11 protein-coding genes and 2 pseudogenes are annotated in these 18678 nt (G+C 43.2%); 6 read left to right on the top strand and 7 right to left on the bottom strand.

Going from position 1 to position 18678, the window contains the following annotated elements; genetic code table 11:
* Positions 1–186: 186 nt before the first annotated feature.
* The 5 genes and pseudogenes from B4E62_RS05405 to B4E62_RS05390 all read right to left on the bottom strand — a co-directional run bounded on the left by B4E62_RS05405 (position 187) and on the right by B4E62_RS05390 (position 5635).
* Complete coding sequence (locus B4E62_RS05405) at positions 187–1587, bottom strand: helix-turn-helix domain-containing protein (protein WP_331351385.1); 1401 nt, start codon at positions 1585–1587, stop codon at positions 187–189.
* Between the two features lie 177 nt (positions 1588–1764).
* Positions 1765–2148, bottom strand: a pseudogene (locus B4E62_RS21385) (TniQ family protein); the annotation flags it as partial.
* Positions 2145–3101: a TniB family NTP-binding protein gene (locus tag B4E62_RS05400; protein WP_331351384.1), complete on the bottom strand. Its 957-nt coding sequence runs from the start codon at positions 3099–3101 to the stop codon at positions 2145–2147. The pseudogene B4E62_RS21385 and the gene B4E62_RS05400, both read right to left, overlap by 4 nt.
* 1 nt (position 3102) lies before the next feature.
* Positions 3103–4959, bottom strand: a complete 1857-nt coding sequence (locus B4E62_RS05395) for a Mu transposase C-terminal domain-containing protein (RefSeq protein ID WP_331351383.1) — start codon at positions 4957–4959, stop codon at positions 3103–3105.
* A 1-nt stretch (position 4960) separates the two neighbouring features.
* A complete protein-coding gene (locus B4E62_RS05390) occupies positions 4961–5635 on the bottom strand; it encodes a hypothetical protein (protein ID WP_331351382.1) in 675 nt (224 codons plus the stop codon).
* Between the two features lie 713 nt (positions 5636–6348).
* Here B4E62_RS05390 and B4E62_RS05385 point away from each other — a divergent pair.
* Together B4E62_RS05385 and B4E62_RS05380 are read left to right on the top strand one after the other, a co-directional pair.
* The gene (locus B4E62_RS05385; protein ID WP_331351381.1) at positions 6349–7158 is read left to right on the top strand and encodes a hypothetical protein; all 810 of its coding nucleotides are present in this window, start codon (positions 6349–6351) and stop codon (positions 7156–7158) included.
* A 72-nt stretch (positions 7159–7230) separates the two neighbouring features.
* Positions 7231–8745, top strand: a complete 1515-nt coding sequence (locus tag B4E62_RS05380) for a hypothetical protein (protein ID WP_331351380.1) — start codon at positions 7231–7233, stop codon at positions 8743–8745.
* 72 nt (positions 8746–8817) lie between these two features.
* On the opposite strand, the gene B4E62_RS05375 is transcribed toward B4E62_RS05380, so the two are convergent.
* Positions 8818–9777, bottom strand: a complete 960-nt coding sequence (locus B4E62_RS05375; protein WP_331351379.1) for a tetratricopeptide repeat protein — start codon at positions 9775–9777, stop codon at positions 8818–8820.
* An 85-nt stretch (positions 9778–9862) separates the two neighbouring features.
* Here B4E62_RS05375 and B4E62_RS05370 point away from each other — a divergent pair, with 85 nt between their 5' ends.
* A complete protein-coding gene (locus tag B4E62_RS05370; protein ID WP_331351378.1) occupies positions 9863–10096 on the top strand; it encodes a helix-turn-helix transcriptional regulator in 234 nt (77 codons plus the stop codon).
* Between the two features lie 100 nt (positions 10097–10196).
* Here the strand turns inward: B4E62_RS05370 and alkB are convergent.
* Positions 10197–10663: pseudogene (gene alkB / locus B4E62_RS05365) on the bottom strand (DNA oxidative demethylase AlkB).
* Positions 10664–11451: 788 nt separating this feature from the next.
* Between alkB and B4E62_RS05360 the strand changes: the two are divergent.
* The 3 genes from B4E62_RS05360 to B4E62_RS05350 all read left to right on the top strand — a co-directional run bounded on the left by B4E62_RS05360 (position 11452) and on the right by B4E62_RS05350 (position 18505).
* Positions 11452–14925 (top strand): TerB N-terminal domain-containing protein, encoded by a 3474-nt coding sequence (locus B4E62_RS05360; RefSeq protein WP_331351376.1) that lies wholly within the window; start codon positions 11452–11454, stop codon positions 14923–14925.
* A gap of 42 nt (positions 14926–14967) precedes the next feature.
* Positions 14968–16278, top strand: a complete 1311-nt coding sequence (locus B4E62_RS05355) for an ATP-binding protein (RefSeq protein WP_331351375.1) — start codon at positions 14968–14970, stop codon at positions 16276–16278.
* A 70-nt stretch (positions 16279–16348) separates the two neighbouring features.
* The gene (locus B4E62_RS05350) at positions 16349–18505 is read left to right on the top strand and encodes a DEAD/DEAH box helicase (RefSeq protein ID WP_331351374.1); all 2157 of its coding nucleotides are present in this window, start codon (positions 16349–16351) and stop codon (positions 18503–18505) included.
* The last annotated feature ends 173 nt before the right edge of the window (positions 18506–18678 follow it).

Raw genomic sequence — 18678 nt, 5'->3', positions numbered from 1 at the left:
AACCACGAAAATGTTTTGGTTTCTGCTTTAGAGTATTTCTGTTTCACCAAACAACTGCCTATTGATCGGCTAGTGTTTAATAGTCCGCACCTTTTCAGAGATGGTTGTCTGCTTCAAAGGCGCTAAAAATCCCGACCATTTGGACGGGATTTTTCTCGGTTCGCTATGCTTATCAATGGAGACTTTTTAGCTTATGTACGGCTGCGGCTGATTTATATTAAATTTTATCAAATTCTCTATATCTTTTTTTAAATAAAAATATATGTCATAGCGGATCCCTTGAAAATGTTTGAATTTCACCACACTTTTTTCACGAAGACAGGTCAATACACCTCCTTTTATCCCCAACTTAGTTATTGCTTCCTTGGGTGTCATGTATTCTGAGGTGATCTCCATCAATCTATCAACACATTTTTTATGGACTAGCTTATGATAAAAAATTTCAACAACAGACACTATTCCTGTGTTGACAAAGTAGGTCCAAAAGTATCCAGGGTTTACTCCAATCGCCTTTCGAACTTGATGAAGCTCCATGTATTCAGAATTTTTTAGTGTCTTTTGCAGATCTTTTACACTTTGCTTTTCAATTAAGGTGTTTTGATTAATAACTGTGCATTTTAAAATTCCTTCATCCATTAATCTTTTTATCATTTTCAATCCGACACCCAACGTGACAGCGGCAGCTTTCTCTGTGACATATGTCGCCCATGTGAGGTTAGGCGTATGGTCTCTATTGTTGTTTTTCGGCATAATTTTTCCATCAATGATTTTAGCTTTGGTGTACTCATGTAAGTCAGTGGTTTTAAAAATGTTCGTGATTGCCCCATCAATTGAAGGGCCTGATACAGGAAATATACCAATAGCTTTCAAACGTAGGTTTACTGTTTGAATTGATAGGTCGAAATTTTTCGCAATAGCACCTGATATAATGTATTTCTGTTTGAATTGTTTGATTGAATCAATGTCAACCATATTTTTCTGCTGTCCATGTATCATTCTAATCGAGGTTACAAGATGATTTGTTCTCCTGAGTCCACACACTATTGCGCTGGTAGTATTTAATAGTGCAGCTGCTTCTGACACACTAACTTCACGTGATGTATCCATCTCGTTACCCGTTGCCTTATCTAACATTCTTTTTAAATCTTGCGGCGTTTTATCCAACAATAATGTTATCGCGTCAGACGAAACCCGATTTTTAGTTTTTATTCCCTTGAATGGTAGGATGTTCCAACTTATAAGATCCTTAATCATCTTACGTGATACATTTAACGCTTTTGCTGCTTCTGGTATCGAAAGGTAATATATCGCGCAATTCGAAGGCGAATCGAATTTGATATTTCCTAGTTGCTGTAAGACCGCTTCAGCTGTTGAGGCAGTGACGCGATTTAGAAGCAATGGTAATAGCTGGATGCGTGGATGGTAGATATATATATTTTCGGCAATGACTCTGTGTAGTTGTTGAGTAGCATCGTCCTGCTTTTCGATTAGCGCGTTTACAATGTTCATTTTTTCTTTATCGGTTACCTGCTTTTTAAATGTTTTATCTAAAGAGGTAAATACGTTAAGCACAATTTTTAATTCCAAAGGACTTATCTCAGTTGTAAAAAGTTTATGTGCACTTAGCCGTCTTCGTTCAGTCGTATATACTGGTTTTGTATCGCGTAGATCGAAGTTGCATTCTCTGCATCTAAAAATGCATGATCTTTTGTCTGTTAAAGACAGATTACAACGCGTGCAGAGTTCAACCATATCGCATCCATGTATTGCACAAACCGTGTATACCCTGAGAGACCATTGCCGTCGCCAATAAGGTGAAGAACGGAGACACTCTGGACAGAAGGACTCTAAGTCGCCACGAAAGTTGTCGAGGTTAATTTTGATCCCATCGAAAATATAACTTCTACAGTATTCTCCTGTTTTTTCTTTGATAGGTTTGGGTAGTTCCTTTTCTATCCCTAATGATCGCATCAATTCCTGATACTTTTGAGGCTTTAAAAAAGACGCCAATAAGTCTCTATGATTTCGTATTCCGCTACGCCCTCTAATGACATCTACCATACTTGCGTGACCAACTTCAAAGGCGAGTCGTGTAAGAAAACTTACTGGGCTTTCATCTGGGTATCTATTGGGTAGAAAAGGGATCATCTACGAGCTCCCAGTTTCGCCTGCACCTGATGTTTCGTAAGCCTGAATGGATTTTCTGAAATTAATTGACACTGCGCGGTAATACCAGTGTCAACCACTGCCGCGAAATCCTCTACAGTGATGTTTGTGTCGTCACGTAATAAAACCATAAGAACGGCCTCTTTTATGATGGCCATAATGAATGACGGATTTCCTCGCGAGGCAGCGTACATTTGGATGATTCCGACATCACTTGTAAGGTAGGTGAGACCATTTACATGGGTCAGACTTTTTACGCGTTTGCTGGCTTCGATAAGGAAATTTTTTAGTGTTCCAGATTTTTTGTCTGAGCACATGGTTAGGTAGTTGAGAGTCAAGGTGTATTTAAATCGTCGGGCCAGTTCTTTATCTTCCAATAACAAAGGTTCAAATACCGGTGTTCCCACTAGGCAGTAGGAAGCTCTCGATTCGTTAATTAAATTTTTCAGCCATCCGATAACTTTATGATTTAATTTTTTTGATTGTCGTGTAAGATCAAAAAAATTATGAAGCTCGTCAAACATTACTATTTTGGTTTCACATGTTTGTATAAGTGAGATGAGTCTTTTTGTCATCGCGACTGCATTTCCAGCGTTGGGGTTCGGATCGGCAAGTTTCTGAAGCATAGCTGATGCCAATGATTTAATAGTCGTAGGGCAAGGGATCTCACAATAGAAAGCAGGGACTATACGCCTAATTCCATCTGCATCCTCTCGATAAAAGGGGCGCATTTCCGACGAAATTATATTGCAGATAGTAGTTTTCCCCGCACCAGTATCAGCAAGTACCATGCTGTTGACCGATTCACGATAATATGGGGTTTTGGCAATACATTCATGAATGCGGGTTAACGCGTTAGTCCAATCCGGATAACAGACGATTATCTCGTCAATTTTTCCTACTAATTTATATAACTCACAAATATCTCGTTTCATATTAGTTATCCATCGACAGTGTTATTGAGGTGAATTCGTCTTGGTTGTTCGTTGTGGTCGCTTGAATTAACCGTGAGTCCGTTGAATCATCAGGATTGTGCGCGGGATACTTTTGCTGTACGGCTTGCTCAACATTAGGGGGCTGAATCGCTTTGTTCATAACGGACCTAAGCCATTTTCTTGCGATTTTGGTACCCTCATTGATTCGCTCTAACAGTAGATAACGAGCATATTGCAACGTATATTTGCCAATCGCATTGATGTCCTTTTTCGATAATTCGCTCTTTATCTTTAATGACTCACGATGTTCATAAATTGTTAGCCCTCTCGTGTACTCAGGATCGACTGAGTCTGCTTTTATATTAGCGTCGGCTTTCTCGGGGTGATTGACGTACACAAAGGACAGGTCGAGTTCATCGACCATTATGGTTACGACTTCGCCTTCAAACACCGATAACGCGTGTGATGTGTAAATTAAATGCTCGAAAACAACTGTGCCGTTGTGAATTGTTCGTTTATGGGGTTGCCGTAAAAGAACTTGAACTTCTGCCTCAGAAAGCTTGTTGGGAACGATGATTTTTATTTCATCCTTCCATGCAATTTCAGGGGCGCGGCCAGTAGTGCGGTGAATACTTTTATGATAAATATTGTGGATCCATTCATGAATTAGCAATCTGATCTCTTCCAAAGTAAAACATGCGTTATCTTTCGAATCGTATGAGCCTCGTTGTGCCGGATTTGAAAAAGTAGTTCCGGGAATTTTTTGAGTCAGTGCGTACGTTAACGTCCGAAAAAAACTTTCAATGTGCGCCTTCCCATTTGGGTCTTGAACTTGCGCTCTTACAATAGAAATATACAGACTGCTACAGACTCTCGAAAATGACGTGTTTTTTAATTCAACTCCGTTGTCCGGTACAATCTGAGCCGGAATTCCGTAATGTATTAGCATGTATGCAAGCGCTGCGAGAGTAGTCGTGGCGCTTGGCGGAAACAGACTCACGTAATACCCGACCACCATGCGTGTAGCAATATCAATAATACAGACTAGGTATGGGCGGCCTACCGGTTCGCCTGTTAATTCATCGATGACAATTATGTCCAGGACATGTGTATCAATCTGAACTAATGTTAATGCAGTGTAACTACGGAGGGTGCGGCCAGCTGATCTAACGTAACGCTGGGCAGCATACTTTCCTTGGCGTGCTTGCATTACAACGTAGGGATCTAGCTCTGAAATGCGACGTTGTATAGTCCGGATGGTTGGGATCGTAATAGATTCTTGGTCGGTAATCATGAGTCCAGTTTCAATGAGTCGGCCAATTAGATAGGCTTCAACATCTTTTGCAGAGCGACGCTCTTTTTTTAAATAAATTTTATTAATCGCCTCTAAAATCAGTTGCTCGATTAGTGGGTCGTATCGCAATGTCATATTTCCTGACGGCCGCTTATCCTCTAATCCGCGGCTATCCTGTTGAAATCTCCTTACCCAGCGGCCAACTGTTTTCGCCGACGGCGGATTATTGTCATTTAGTTCTGACGCAATAATTGGTATTAGTTTTTTTAAGTGCCGCTCATTGCGTGGATTAAGCATTTCCTTTATCGCTGCTGACACGTATGATTGCCGTCGGCATCGATTTTTAACTGCTTCGATATTTAACCTCGCAGGAAGATTGGTACTGTCCCATGAGAATTTTTCATGTGCGCTTATCTGATCAAATTGTGATATAGAGACGCGGAATACTTTTCCCCCTTTGATCGCTGAATAGCGGATTGATCCATATGATATGTCCGCTATCTGATAGCTACTCCCATAAAAATCAAAGACGTGGCCGACTTGATAATTGTACTTGTTCGTCATTTCATGATCTCCAGTTAAATATGGTTGCATTGTTGATTTTTATTTTATTGTGAAAAATAAGAAAATCGCCGATCAAATCGTCGATCCCTTCGTTGGCCAATGCTGAATGAATTTCGGAAAGCGTGTTGAACGCTTTAGATTCAAGAAATTTAATTGCTGTAAAAATTTGTAGTGAACTCCAATCGTAACGGTGCCCTCTGGAGTAGATATGTAATAATCGATCTGTCTGCTCTCTGTTAGTTAGCTGTGTTTGGTCAAAAATTCTAAAAATTACATTGTTTGATGCCAGGATCTTCTCTGTGCGATCGTATCGATTTTTATCTCGCTCACTTAAATTTATGATTGACGATTTCACTTCGTGCACTTCATAAGAGTCGTCCGAATTTTTTATAACGAAATCAGGAACTACAAAGCTTTTTTTATCGAGCTGTATTTTTATCGCGTTAGTGCGGTAGTGAACAACGTCTGGATTCCGCTCTAATGCGAGCGCATGGGCTAACTCTAGTCTGCTCTCCAGCGTGGCGGTTCCACCGACTTTTCGTGATGGGAAAACAGTCGTGCTTTTACCTCGCTGCCCCTCTCGGACCCGTCGTGCTCCGTGAATCGCACCAGCGAGGTTGGGGGCGAGTTTAAATGCTCCCCGGATTTGATCTAACAGTGGTGGGAAATTGCTCATTGATATGTTCCTCCAGCCGCGCGTCACTAATTTCCGCGGCAGATATTTTCTGGGTTGAGACCACCCGTTATTCAGTACTTGATGACCAAATTTAGGGTGAGTGGTCGCGTCGAAAATCTAAATTCGATGCGTGGGGGACTTGACAGCTGGAAGGTAGGGGCAGATACTGACGGTCTCAAGTCGCAATACCGCTTTACCGAAAAGCCGAACAAGCCTGTTCGGTTTTTTTTACATGTTATTTCTCCTAAAAAGTGCTGGTTAACGGACTACAAAGTCCCCCCTCCTTAGTTATTTTTTATTCGCCCTTTTTCAATTTTGTTCCGTCACCAATAATTGTTTTTCAGAATTAAATAATCCCTCTTAAAACGTTTACCCATTCTCCGATTTTTGGCCACGTATTCGATTAGCAAATCCCTGAATTTTAGAGCGTGGGACATTAAATCCCGCGGTCGCGAGCATACACAGCGATATGCGCACCTACTAGTGTCCAAAATGTGCGATGAAAGCGGTAAATGGGGGGATTTTTCATATATATTTCATCGGGTTACAATGTAACTGAGAAGGATTCCTGTTAATGGGTTTGCTCCGGAGATTCGAAAATTAAATCGATACGTTTAATCTCGTCCGTCTATTGGCTAGGTGCATTAAGGTATGCGTCGAAGTTAACTCTTTATAAACTTTCAAAACTCGCTCTCCCACATACCGGCAATCGAGTGCTCAGCCACGACTTAGCGCGCATTCTTCGTGGTGAGCGGCCTGCTCCTCGTGCAATGATTATGCTATTTGACCGGCTGATTCCAGGATCTGGGGCAGTTGCCAATTCGTTTTTTTGGTGTGTATTGGGAGTACGCCGATTAACCGGCCCTATTGTCATGGACTTGATCGCTCGACTCCCTCTAGAACTCCGTGAGCAGATTGCCTGCCTGAATAAGGCTGGGAGACCAATCAGAAGAAAAAAAATTTCTAAAACATCTCAGATAGAGGCCATTGCTCGCGTCAGCAGTTTGGATGCGCTCGGTGTCCTGTTACTACTGGCGATGGAATTGAAACCTGTCATGAACACCGCCTCGAACGCCGCATTTTTGAGACACTACGAGCTCTACAAAGACATTGTGTGGGCGTCCGATTTTCTCATCGCCCGGCTTGCAATTTTTTCTCCATTTCAGCATTTTGCCAGCGAATTCCGTACATTTATTTTTGGTGTTGTATTTCGTTGTTCTTTCATGCTCGAAATCGAAAAGCACATTGGGGATGATTCAGTCCTTCCAAATGAACTTTCAGGTTCGGAACAAAATTTCCTGTCAGTCACTCGTATCGGATATTTGCTGTTGGACAAGCAGGCATTTGCCGGTATTACGTATGCATCCGATCAACAGGCGTTGCAATACGTGTATGACCAGCTTTCATCGTTAAGCAGACTTCCTATTGCTGAATTTGAGCATCAAACTGATTTTCTTCGAAATAGTGATTTTACTTGCTGTTTATATGATGCAATTTTTTGCGGCAGGATTGGAACCACTTAGTAGTCGTTGTACCATTTATTTGGAAGAAATAACTTCCAGTTTATTAATATACGAATGAGGTAAGTAAATCATATGAAAATTCATACTCCTAGTTCAAACGCAGCTGTAGGTATTGACGATAATCATTTAAAGCTTCGAGAAGAACTGAGGAGGGAATTTGAATTTCATGTAACCCGATTGGAGGACAAAATTACTGCGAAAAATTCAAATATCAGTGAGTTGGCAATGTCAAAAGTTTTGCGTGTCGTCGGCTTGCTCGGGACTGCTCTGATTGGTGTTTTTGGTGTATTAGCGTATTTTGGATTTGATGAGTTGCGAACTACGTTGGTCGATTATTCTAGTAAAAAAGTTGATCGATGGATGTCCTATGAAGAAGTTGAAACACCGATAATGAAAAGCCTTACAGATATCAAAGATCAATACCTCATCGATTCGCTTTACATCAGGTTGCAAAGAGCCAAAGCTGAGGGACATCGTTCGAGTGATTATTCCCTAACTAACAAAGAGCGTGCAGATCTAATTAGAATTGCAAACTCCCCAGACACCTCATCATCCGATTATTCCACTGTTTTGACGTTACTGTACGCTCCCTATCAATTGGGTCTAGGGAAGTTTTCGTTCGACAAAGGCGGTAGTGCACTAGCTAAGATTTTTACTGAAGACGGTTTTATAGATCAACTTGAAAAGCAGCGAGAGTTGCTGAGAACTTTCTCCCATGACACTTCGTTAGCACATATCGCCGGAGGAATTTTGGCATCGGAAAATCATCCGCTAAAGGATGAAGCATTCCAGCTATTGGCAAATATAGGCGCTCCGATTGCGGTAATGTACGCCAATGAAAATATCACGCCGGAACACATCGATGAGATTGACCATCAAATGGCGCTGGTTCTCGCAGCGCGTGATATAGATTCGGAGATGTTAAAGCGCTACATAACTTTCCTTAGAGGTAACCCCGGTTCCCATGACCATTGGCTTTACCATATGTTCGATTTATTTGAGCACTTACACTCATCGACAAACATAATGTTTGAAACCTATGAGTCGAAAAAGCTCGCTGAAAAGCAGCATCCGATGGCAATCGACATTCTCGCTTACCTGATTGAAGCTGGGCATGGTTTTGATGTGTCAGATGCGTTTGACCTGCAACTACGTTTTGGGAAGGGGCAGAGTTCGCTCCTCGCTCCGGAAAGATATGAATTTGAGTCGTTGTTGAAAGACAACGAATTTCTTAACAAGCTTATTGTAAAGAAAGACGATGTGGATTGGCTTTCAAGAGTGGTGAAAGCGTTTGACATCCGGCATAACGAGAAAGTTTTCGTGTCGGTAAATGTTGAACTGCTGAACAACGCAACCCTTATGTTGGACGGTGGAACAATTGTTGGAAAGGATGATGTGTTGGGGGATGTCTGGCTGACGCCTTCAACCGAAAGCCCAGGATTATCAGCAGTTTTTCGTGACAAAGCTGGAACTATCCAGCGCCGCCATCTGAAGAAAGTCGATCACATTAATAATGCGAAGTTTTCATTCAAATACTTACAAAAAGATTTGTATCTTATCGTTCAGAACCGCGACGATTTCTTTTAGAAAGATTTGCGCCGGTTACGTTGTGAGTGGTATTACACCATCCCACCGGCGCACTAACTTCATAAGAGTTATCTATTGCAAATCATTCGGCATTTCAGTGAACAATTTGATGGTGACTAGTTCACTAAATTTTCCAGGTTGTACCAATTCAATTGACAGGTTCTGGGCTTGACGCAATTCGTTCTCAGTTAATTTTGCGGCGATCAGATCACGACGATATGCGGCTTCTTTTTGAAAGCGGGTACTTTTAGAAGCGGCAACATTAAATAAGGCATAGGAAAGCTTTGGATTACTAACGTTGTTTATGCCCTGTGAATGGAGCATGCCTAATTTATAGTATGAGGATCCGTCACCGCGAGATGCTGATTCTAGGTAAAGGTTTTCGGCTTTGGCGAGATTTTTTTCTATTCCAATCCCTTGCTCGTACATCTCTGCCAGATAGTACATGCCGGACGGATGTTTCACTCTGGCCGCTTGTGTAAACCATTTGATGGCTTGAGAAAAATCCTGCGGCACGCCAATACCCGCCACATAAGCTTTACCGAGACTGACTTGGGCAAATGCGTTTCCATTGGTTGCCGACAGGGTAAACCACTTTATTGCAGCATCGAGGTTTTTGGTCGTGCCTTCACCGTTCCAATACATAGTTGCCAGATTGGCTTGTGCCGCAGGGTGATGTTGACCAGCTGCTCGTTCATACCATTTGAAAGCAGCGTTTGCATTCTTTTGAACGCCCTCACCATATTCATACGCGATTCCCACCCGGAACTGCGCTTCAGGCAATTCTTGCTCGGCTGCTGCCAGATTCCAGGCAAATGCCTTTTCCAAATTTTGAGGCACACCATTACCCCGTAGGTAGAGGCTGGCAAGTGACATCTGTGCGACGGGATTTCCTGCTTTTGCTTCCGGTTCAAATTCTTTAAACGCATTTACATACTCTCCCCGGATTAATGCCTCAACGCCCTCGTTTACGCCTGCCAGCGCAGGCGTCGAACCCATCAAAATAATAATTATTGTGAATATGCGCGTCATCTTATTCCTTTATAACCGGGGCTTGTGTCTAGATGGGCCGTACCGAATTTGGGTACATGGCGGCAGTGTACCAATAATAGGTACAATGAAAAAGACCATCTCAACCCCTGAATATGCAGACCTCGTCGCATGGCTCAAAGATGCCAGGCTTGCATTGGGTTTGAGTATGAGAGATCTGGCAGAACGCCTGGAGGAGCCGCATTCCTTCGTTCAGAAGGTTGAGATCATGGAAAAGAGACTGGATGTTTATGAGTACGCGGTCTATTGCAAAGCCTTACAGATTGATCCCCGAGATGGTTTCGTCTTCTTCCACCTGTAGATTCGCGCACGATTAAATTATTAGAGGATTAATAAGTGCTAAGTAATGCGAGCAAATTCGATATCTCTGAGGTGTAACAGTCGGTCAGTTTTTGAAAATATCAGCGGTTTACCTTCCGAAAAGTCAGATTGATTCGCTGCTCTCCCAATATTGAGTGAGTATTATTTTTGATGGGTAATACGCCGTGATACCTCAATCGATCAACCCCTCCCCAAACTACTACGTCACCGTGAAATAAAGGGACGCTCTATTTCTTTCGAACCCGCCAAATTGAAAAACTGCCGGGATTCCCAGCGATACAGAGACAATGGGTGCATCAAGGTCTTGCTCATCTTTATCTTGATGTAGAGATAACTTTGTTCCGGTTGCGTATCGATTAATTAAGCATGCGTCTGGAATGAAAGACCGGAAACCCGCCTCATTGGCAGCGGACCGGGCGAGCTTTAAAAATTCGTTGGGCATTTGTGGCCAGGGATTGTCTGTGAGCGGATCAACCGCTGTGTATTTATATCCCGTGCGATCTGAAGTCCATCCCAACCGACCGCAGTTAGTCATACCGACAGACATGGTAAATCCACCAGGGGTTACCAAATACCGGATTGGTGAAATCTTTTCGATCAACGCTACGTTCGCTAACAACTCATTCGCAACAGGAAGCGCAAAGCCTCGCAAAACAAAAGCTTGCGCACCGAGAATTTCTCGACCACCAGAACTCTCATTTTCGAATAGATCGAGCATCAAATCCCCCTAAACCGAATTTCTGTACTACGGACAGTAACGTTTTTTGTCGACTGTTATATGCGGTAATTGACGTCAATATACCCACGTGGTATCAGTCTGATTGTGCCCAAGGCGGACCTTAGAGTGTAATTAAAAGCGTTGTTACGCGGTCACTTCAAGTTTTCCTCGTTATGCGAACCCAGGTGATCTATTTATGCCTATACGTTTTTGAGGCTCATACACGTGTCCAGCAGGCTTAGGAATTCAATTCAAGCCGAGGAGGATCCGGCTAAAGCGTTTAAGTCGCGAACGCTCGTTCTTATAGCTAATGACTTTGGGGAGGGGTTGAGGAGATATTTATCTAACATGAGCTGTACTTAAGTAGATAGAAAGCTAGAATTTCAATACACTGGAAATGTGACAGAGTTGGCATTGAGTGTGGTAAAACGACTAAAAGGGAAATGATTTAAGCCGTTTCCTCTATTTATTTGCCACTGGGGATTGCGCGCGATCTACGGTTGTTAACTGAAAACTCAATAATAAATACTGCTGATATGGCGGACCAAACCTTAGGCATCTTCTGTGTTTAGGTGAGGGGGTTCTAAGCCTATACATGTACTGGATGATTGCAAAATATGAATGGACCCCTTTCAAAGGTAATTCACAAAAAACCTTTTACCGCCAGTGAAATAGAAACTGTACTTTCGCAAAAGTTACCTCCATCTCTACGCAAATTTGTTCGTGGGCATGTTTTTCTTGCGTCACTTATAACGGGAAAAAAGACAACATATACAAATGTTGACACTGATGAGCCATTGCTTGATTCAGTGGGCCTGTATAAGTATGCGAGCAAAACGAGAAAATATAAAAAATCATGGTACTGGTTATTAGCCATAACCTTTTTTATTAGCCTTTTCTTTTCACCGGTCTTTCTATTGCCAGGAATACTCTTGTCGATAGGTGTGTGGTTAGCGGAAAAAAATGCTTCGAAGATAAAAATTCTCTTCACCTTTGATTCCGAAATTGAGAAGCGGTTTAGTAAATTTTGCGACCAATTTCCCTCCATCGATAAATCCAATGCTATATGGCTTAATATTGGTGATTACAGCGGTGACTCTGATCGAAACGCTGCTAAATTGGGATTTGGTTTTCCTTTTGGAATGTCTGGTAACTTAAATTTCCCTTGCTTACAAACTAATTCATTTTCGGTATTTTTTTCTCCTGATGCAGTAATTCTGCAAGTTGGAAATGATTGTTCCGTTCACTCGAATGTCGTTCTTTCTTATCAAGTTGATGACATAACGATTCAGGAATCTGGGTCATCCCCCTCTGATGCTATTACTATTGGGCATCGTTATAAATATCCCACTATGTCTGGTGCGCCTGACAAACGCTACAAGAACAATCCAAGATACTGCTTGAATAAATACCCAATAATGAGGATTAAAGGTGGTGGATTTTGCATAAATATTTTGACTTCTAGTCCTAAGGGATTTTCAGAAATAGATCCTGCCCAATTGTTTCAACCGCGACATTCTTTACAGATTCCGCTCTCTAAGACAAATGCTCACATGGCCATCTTGGATGCAGTGACTTCGACCAGTACAGCGAAACCAGCTGAGACTATTAAAGCGGAAGTTTCCCAACCCTTAGAATCGACTAACGTGCATGAATTTAAAAGGGATAAGCTAACGGCTGCGCAAAAAGAACAACAATTACCGATTAGTAAGGTGGAAGCACCTCCACGTAGTTTGCCAAAAGATAAAACGTTTTCGATGGTAGAAGCTCACAAATTTTTGCTCAGTGCAATGACTTCGCCAAAAGTGGAAGAGAAGGTCGCAAATAGACCGCAGAATGTTGATGCCCAAGATGATTTAGTTCGTGTTGAGCTTGATTCAATATCTCCTTCACAGCAGGTTACTCAGAATGGCGTGCCTCGCAATAGTAACGAATATGCTATTCCTCAAAACGAAACTAAAAAAACAAATAGTTATTGGATTCCGAAAAATCAAACTGTTCGTGTTAAGGGAATTACCATCTCCGGTGGAATGATCTATTACAACGCCACTCACTCTCAGGTTTATCACCCGTCAATGGTTGAAGAAAGCCAGATGATCGGTACGGGGTCCGGGGATTTTCGCCGTGATTTATCTGGGTATTATCCTGCTTATCGAAATATCAGTCCCGATGATCGCCGAGCGTATCTGAACTGGTTGGCAAGTGATCGTTCTGATCCTTCAGCGGGTATTGGGTTTGTATTTATTTACTTCTATGGATTGGAACGACGTTTGGTGATTGATAGCAAGTTTGATGCGTCGATCGAGGATGAAAAACCCGTTATTCTTGAAGAGATTCGCAGACTATTAGCCGTATACTCAGCGAATAGATCATTTAAACGTTATGCAACTTCCCTGATTGATTTTGTTGAGGTTTCGACTGAGTATTCGCCAGACTTTCATGAAAGTATCATGGCCGAGACACTCAAAATTGAGACTGGCGCAGTCAATTCCAAAGTGTCTAAACACTCGATTTCTATAGCTATCTCGCAGCTCGTTGACCAACAGAAAACGATCACCGCCGATTGGGCTTACCTGTGGGCGCAGCAGTTTTCATCCATGCTCGACAAAACGGTGGTTAGCTACAAACCCCTTTTCTATAAAGCGTTTCAACAGGTGTTTGAATCGCGCTATCCGAATGGATTTTATGCAACACCGTCAAAAGTACCGCTAACAGTTAATTATCAAGCTGCTGCGTCAGGCGCAGGTCTCATTGAAAAGCCGATTGGTAAATTAACAGATGTAGTGAACGCTGAAGCCAATGCTGCAAAAATTAGAGAGTTACTGAATGATGTTTCTGAGTTAACAGAACCCTACTGGCGTATCAAGCGTAGAGCATCAACATCCGGGTTTGTATTCGATCCATTTTTGCATTTACCAACGTCGTTGTGGCCGCAAAAAATATTGGATATGGCGGCGAAGTTGTTGAAGAAAGTTGATTCAAAAGAGATGCCATTGGGCGATATTGTCAACGTATTCAGCATGGTCTCCGTTAATCGCGCAAACCTTCAAAAGCTGTTCACACGATTAGCTGAGTTGGGTATCTACGCCGAACCAAGCATTATTCAAGGGGCGTCCACGCCCAAAGTGGGTGATACGTTATTGCTTTACCGGCATGAATTAAATGCCCATATACAGGCTCCTTCTGTAGGCTTTCATGGCGCTACTGTGTTTGCGGAACTCGCATGCGCCGTCTCAGCTGCAGATGGCCACGTTTCGGCAGAAGAGATCGAGCATATCCATCATCGAATTGCGCACTGGCCAGGATTAACGTCTTTTGAGCAGAAGTGTATTGCCTCAAAAGTCACAATGTTCTTAAAACAAACAGTGACTTTTGCCAAACTCAAAGCGAAACTTAAATTAATTCCCCCAGAGGAAATAGATAGCGTAGCAAGAATGTTGGCAGGCGTATCTGGTGCGGATAATAATTTGAATCCACTAGAAATCGCTCTGCTCGAGAAAATTTTTGCGGCGTTGGAAATTCCCGATAAGCTTTACTCCTACTTGCATTCATCACCGGCAGCCTCGACAAATAACCAAGAAGCACAAGGCGGTCTATCTTCAATAGACAATGTAGTGGTGACGGCAAGTTCTCAAATTAGTAGTCCCAGTTCAGGAGCCGAATTAGCTGCACCAAAAGTAGCTGCCATTAATCTTGATTTCAAAAAAATTGCCGCATTGCAAGCCGAAACAAAACATGTTTCTTCAATACTCTCTGCAGTATTTGACCAGGATTCTGACAACGCTCAGCCTCATGAGGTGATATCGGCTGTCGAGCCAACTGCATCGGGCACCGTTAGTTTTGAAGTATTCCCATCCTTAAATAGCAAGCAGGCAATTTTTCTCAATAGGTTTTTGACAAACCCTGCTTGGGCGAAGGATGAGCTGAATACCATTGCCAGCGATCTGGGTCTGATGGTGGACGGCACACTGGATGTAATTAATGAATTAGCTTGGGATGTATTCGATGATCCATTGTTTGAAGGAGATCATTATCTTGAAATTAATCCAGATTTAGCAGAACAAATTATTGCGTCGGCTTCTGCGCAGTGATGATGCACAAACTTACATTTAATTCGACATGGACAATCACCTATGAATGAATCAATCAAAATCCGCCCGAGAGACCGTGATGCGATATTGCAATCACTGCGTGCAGGTGTCGTTCCGCGTGCAGGTCAACATCTAGTACAAGTAGGGCGTGCTGCAGAGCTGACAGCACTAATTGCCGATATAGAGCGCATCGCAGATGGCGGTAGTGGATTTCGCTTGGTGATAGGTGAGTACGGCTCCGGTAAAACGTTTTTCTTGAACCTTACGCGCTCAATTGCGATGGAGAAAAAGCTTGTCACCATGCATGCCGATCTCAACCCCGATCGCCGGTTGCATGCTAGTGGTGGACAGGCACGATCACTTTATGCGGAATTAACCCGCAACGTTGCAACGCGATCCAAGCCAGAAGGCGGCGCATTTACCGGTGTAGTCGAACGTTTTGTTGCTACGGCGACTGAAAACGCTAGCGCACGCGGAGTAGATCCTGATCTGGTGATAAAAGAAATGCTCGCCGATTTAACCGAAATGGTTAACGGTTTTGATTTTGCCCTAGTGGTGTCCAAATATTACGAAGGATACAAAACGGATAATGCCGATTTACAAACTAGCGCAATTCGCTGGTTGCGTGGTGAGTTCTCGACCAAGACAGAAGCTCGTCAATTACTTGGTGTGCGTACCATTGTGGATGACTCCAATTTCTATGACCAGTTGAAACTGCTTGGCCGGTTTGTGCGACTGGCTGGCTTTGGAGGTATTCTGGTTTGCCTCGATGAGTTGGTGAATCTTTACAAGCTACCCAATACTCAGGCGCGCACATCCAACTATGAACAAATACTGAGAATTCTGAACGACTCCCTGCAGGGCTCTGCAGAAGGGATTGGTTTTGTTCTCGGCGGTACTCCTGATTTCCTTTACGATTCCCGCCGTGGTCTTTATTCATATCAGGCACTGCAATCACGTCTTGCAGAAAACACGTTTGCTGGTGGAAATATCGTTGATCTTACCGGGCCGGTCATTAAGTTGGTAAGCCTGACCCCTGAAGATTTTTATGTACTCCTTCAAAAAATTCGTTTGGTTTATTCGCACGGTGATCACACCAAATATCTTCTGCCTGACGATGGTATCGTTGCGTTCCTAAATCATTGCGCTCAACGGTTGGGAGAGAGTTATTACAGAACACCGCGCACGACGATTACTGCTTTTATAAATTTGTTGGCTGTTCTTGATCAGAACCCCGACACTTCTTGGCAGGAGCTTGTTGGATCAGTTGAAGTAGTCAAGGATACCGGTGCACAAAATGAAGTGGCCGCTCAGGATGAAGAGGACGATGAACTTGCAGAATTCAAGCTCTAATGTCAGTTCTGCGTTTGAGCGCCTGCACCCTGAGTTAAAACGATGGATTTGGGAGTCCGGGTGGACTTCCTTGCATGATGCACAAGAGCGCGCGATCCCTGCCATTCTTCCCGCCGACAAAGATGTACTGATCGGTGCTAGCACTGCTGCAGGTAAAACTGAAGCTGCTTTCTTGCCCATTCTGAGTCGGATTATCGAATTACCGGCCGATGAACAGCTTGTGCTCCAGATAAGCCCACTTAAAGCACTTATTAATGATCAGTATGATCGATTGCAATCGATTTGTGACCGTTTTGAGCTGCCAGTTTATCCATGGCATGGCGACATTACCTCCAGCCGCAAGCAACAATTCCAGAAAACTCCCAGAGGCATTTTGCTGATTACTCCAGAATCTCTGGAAGCGATGTTCGTGAATCGCGGATCCCAAATTCCCCGGATATTTGCCAACCTGCAGTATGTGGTGGTTGATGAGTTGCATTCTTTTATTGGTGAGGAGCGCGGGCGACAACTTCAATCCCTTCTCCATAGATTGGAGCTGGCAATAGGGCGCTTCGTGCCGCGCGTAGGGCTTTCGGCAACGTTGGGTGATATGAATCTTGCTGCAGAGTTTTTACGCGCAGATCGTCAAGTCTGCATCATCGATAGCCCCTCGGCAGGAGGATCGCTCTTGCTCTCACTTAAGGCCTATTACGAGCCCACAGCAGAAAAACCAAAAGAGAATTTATCCGAACAGAATCATCCGGATGATGACGACGAAGTTGGTGCAATTGATGATATCGCACGCCATATTTACAAAACGACGAAGGACAGTAAAAACCTGATATTTCCTAACTCTCGACAAAATGTCGAGTATTACGCGGATGTGCTTCGCTCGCTATGTGAAGGTGAAGGGCGACCAAATGCCTATTGGCCACATCATGGCAATTTATCCAAAGAGCTACGGCAAGAAGTTGAAGCAAACTTAAAAGATCCCTCGCGTCCAGCTAACGCAGTGTGCACCTCAACTTTGGAGATGGGCGTAGATATTGGCTCAGTAAAAAGTATCGCTCAGGTAGGTAGGCCCTCCAAAGTTTCGTCACTGCGGCAGCGGCTTGGTCGTTCCGGTCGAAGAAAAGGCGAGTCATCAATATTGCGTGCGTATTCGATGTGCAAACAAATAAAACCGGAAAGCTCTCTGGTTGAACAGTTGCATACCGATTTGATTCAGATGATCGCCTGCATACAGCTTTTACTCCGGGGATGGTATGAGCCGCCCTCCTCGACACAACCACATTTGTCTACGCTGGTTCACCAAGTCCTAAGCAGTATCTCCCAGCACTCTAGCCGTACTGTAAAAGCGCTGTGGAATGACTTAATTGCTACGGGCCCCCATAAAGGATTGGATAAGGGGGAATTTGGCGCGCTCATCAGGGAGCTTGGCAAGCACGACCTAATCATGCAGGACTCAGACGGTTCTTTGATCCTTGGGATAACGGGCGAAAAGTTTACAAACTCCTATGAGTTTTACACTGTGTTCCCCTTATCAGAAGAATATCGCATTGAATGTAATGGCAGAGCAATTGGAACAATTACCAAAGAGCTTTTAGTTAATCCAGGGCAAAAAATTGTGTTTGCTGGTCGCCGTTGGACGGTAATTGAAGTGCATCAAAAAGAAGGAATTATTTCTGTTGAGCGTGCACGCGGAGGACAGGTCGTTAGGTTTGGTGGCAGCTTGGTATCGGTGCACGATAAAGTTCGTGCCGAAATGCGAGCCGTTCTGGAGAGCAATGAACAATATCAGTACGCCGATTCAACAGCGCTTGAAGTGCTTGCCAATGCGAGAAATGCCTACAGAAAGGCAGGTCTGGCCGAAGCATTCCTTTACCAAACAGGCAAGGACCTATTGGTATTTACCTGGACAGGTGATGTCATTACTCAAACATTGGGCTATTTGCTTTCAGAGATGGGTTTACAAGTTTCAATCGGCGGTTTTTTTATTGAAGTACTTTCAATTACCGCAGATGAATTCCTCAAAGTTCTTGAAGAAATTGAATCAATTGTTAACCCAGAGTCTCTGTTGGATAAATTCGATCCGCCCGAGACAAATAGGTGGGACTGGGCTTTACCCAAAGATCTTTTAAAAAAGGATTTTATGGCTCGTTCTTGCGATATGGAATCAGCTTTAGAACTAACTAAAAAGTTGATTTCCAGCATCGCACAGAGGTCAGAACAAAGTGAGGATTTTTGATCTAGGCCATATAAGCGACACTAGAATTTAGCAGCTTCTGTTTTCACCGAGCTGTAACTGAATTGTTTTCCGTGTAGACAATTTTAGTGAGTCGATCAGGCTGTATCGTTATTAACTTCGTATGCAGAGTTTTTCTTTGTTACAAGTTTAGGACGCTGGGGCGTATTTATCAT

The sequence above is a fragment of the Cellvibrio sp. UBA7671 genome (genome assembly GCA_002483145.1).
Classification (GTDB): domain Bacteria; phylum Pseudomonadota; class Gammaproteobacteria; order Pseudomonadales; family Cellvibrionaceae; genus Cellvibrio; species Cellvibrio fibrivorans.
The sequence above is the reverse complement of the archived record's forward strand: the minus strand, read 5'-3'. Positions and strand labels throughout refer to the sequence as shown.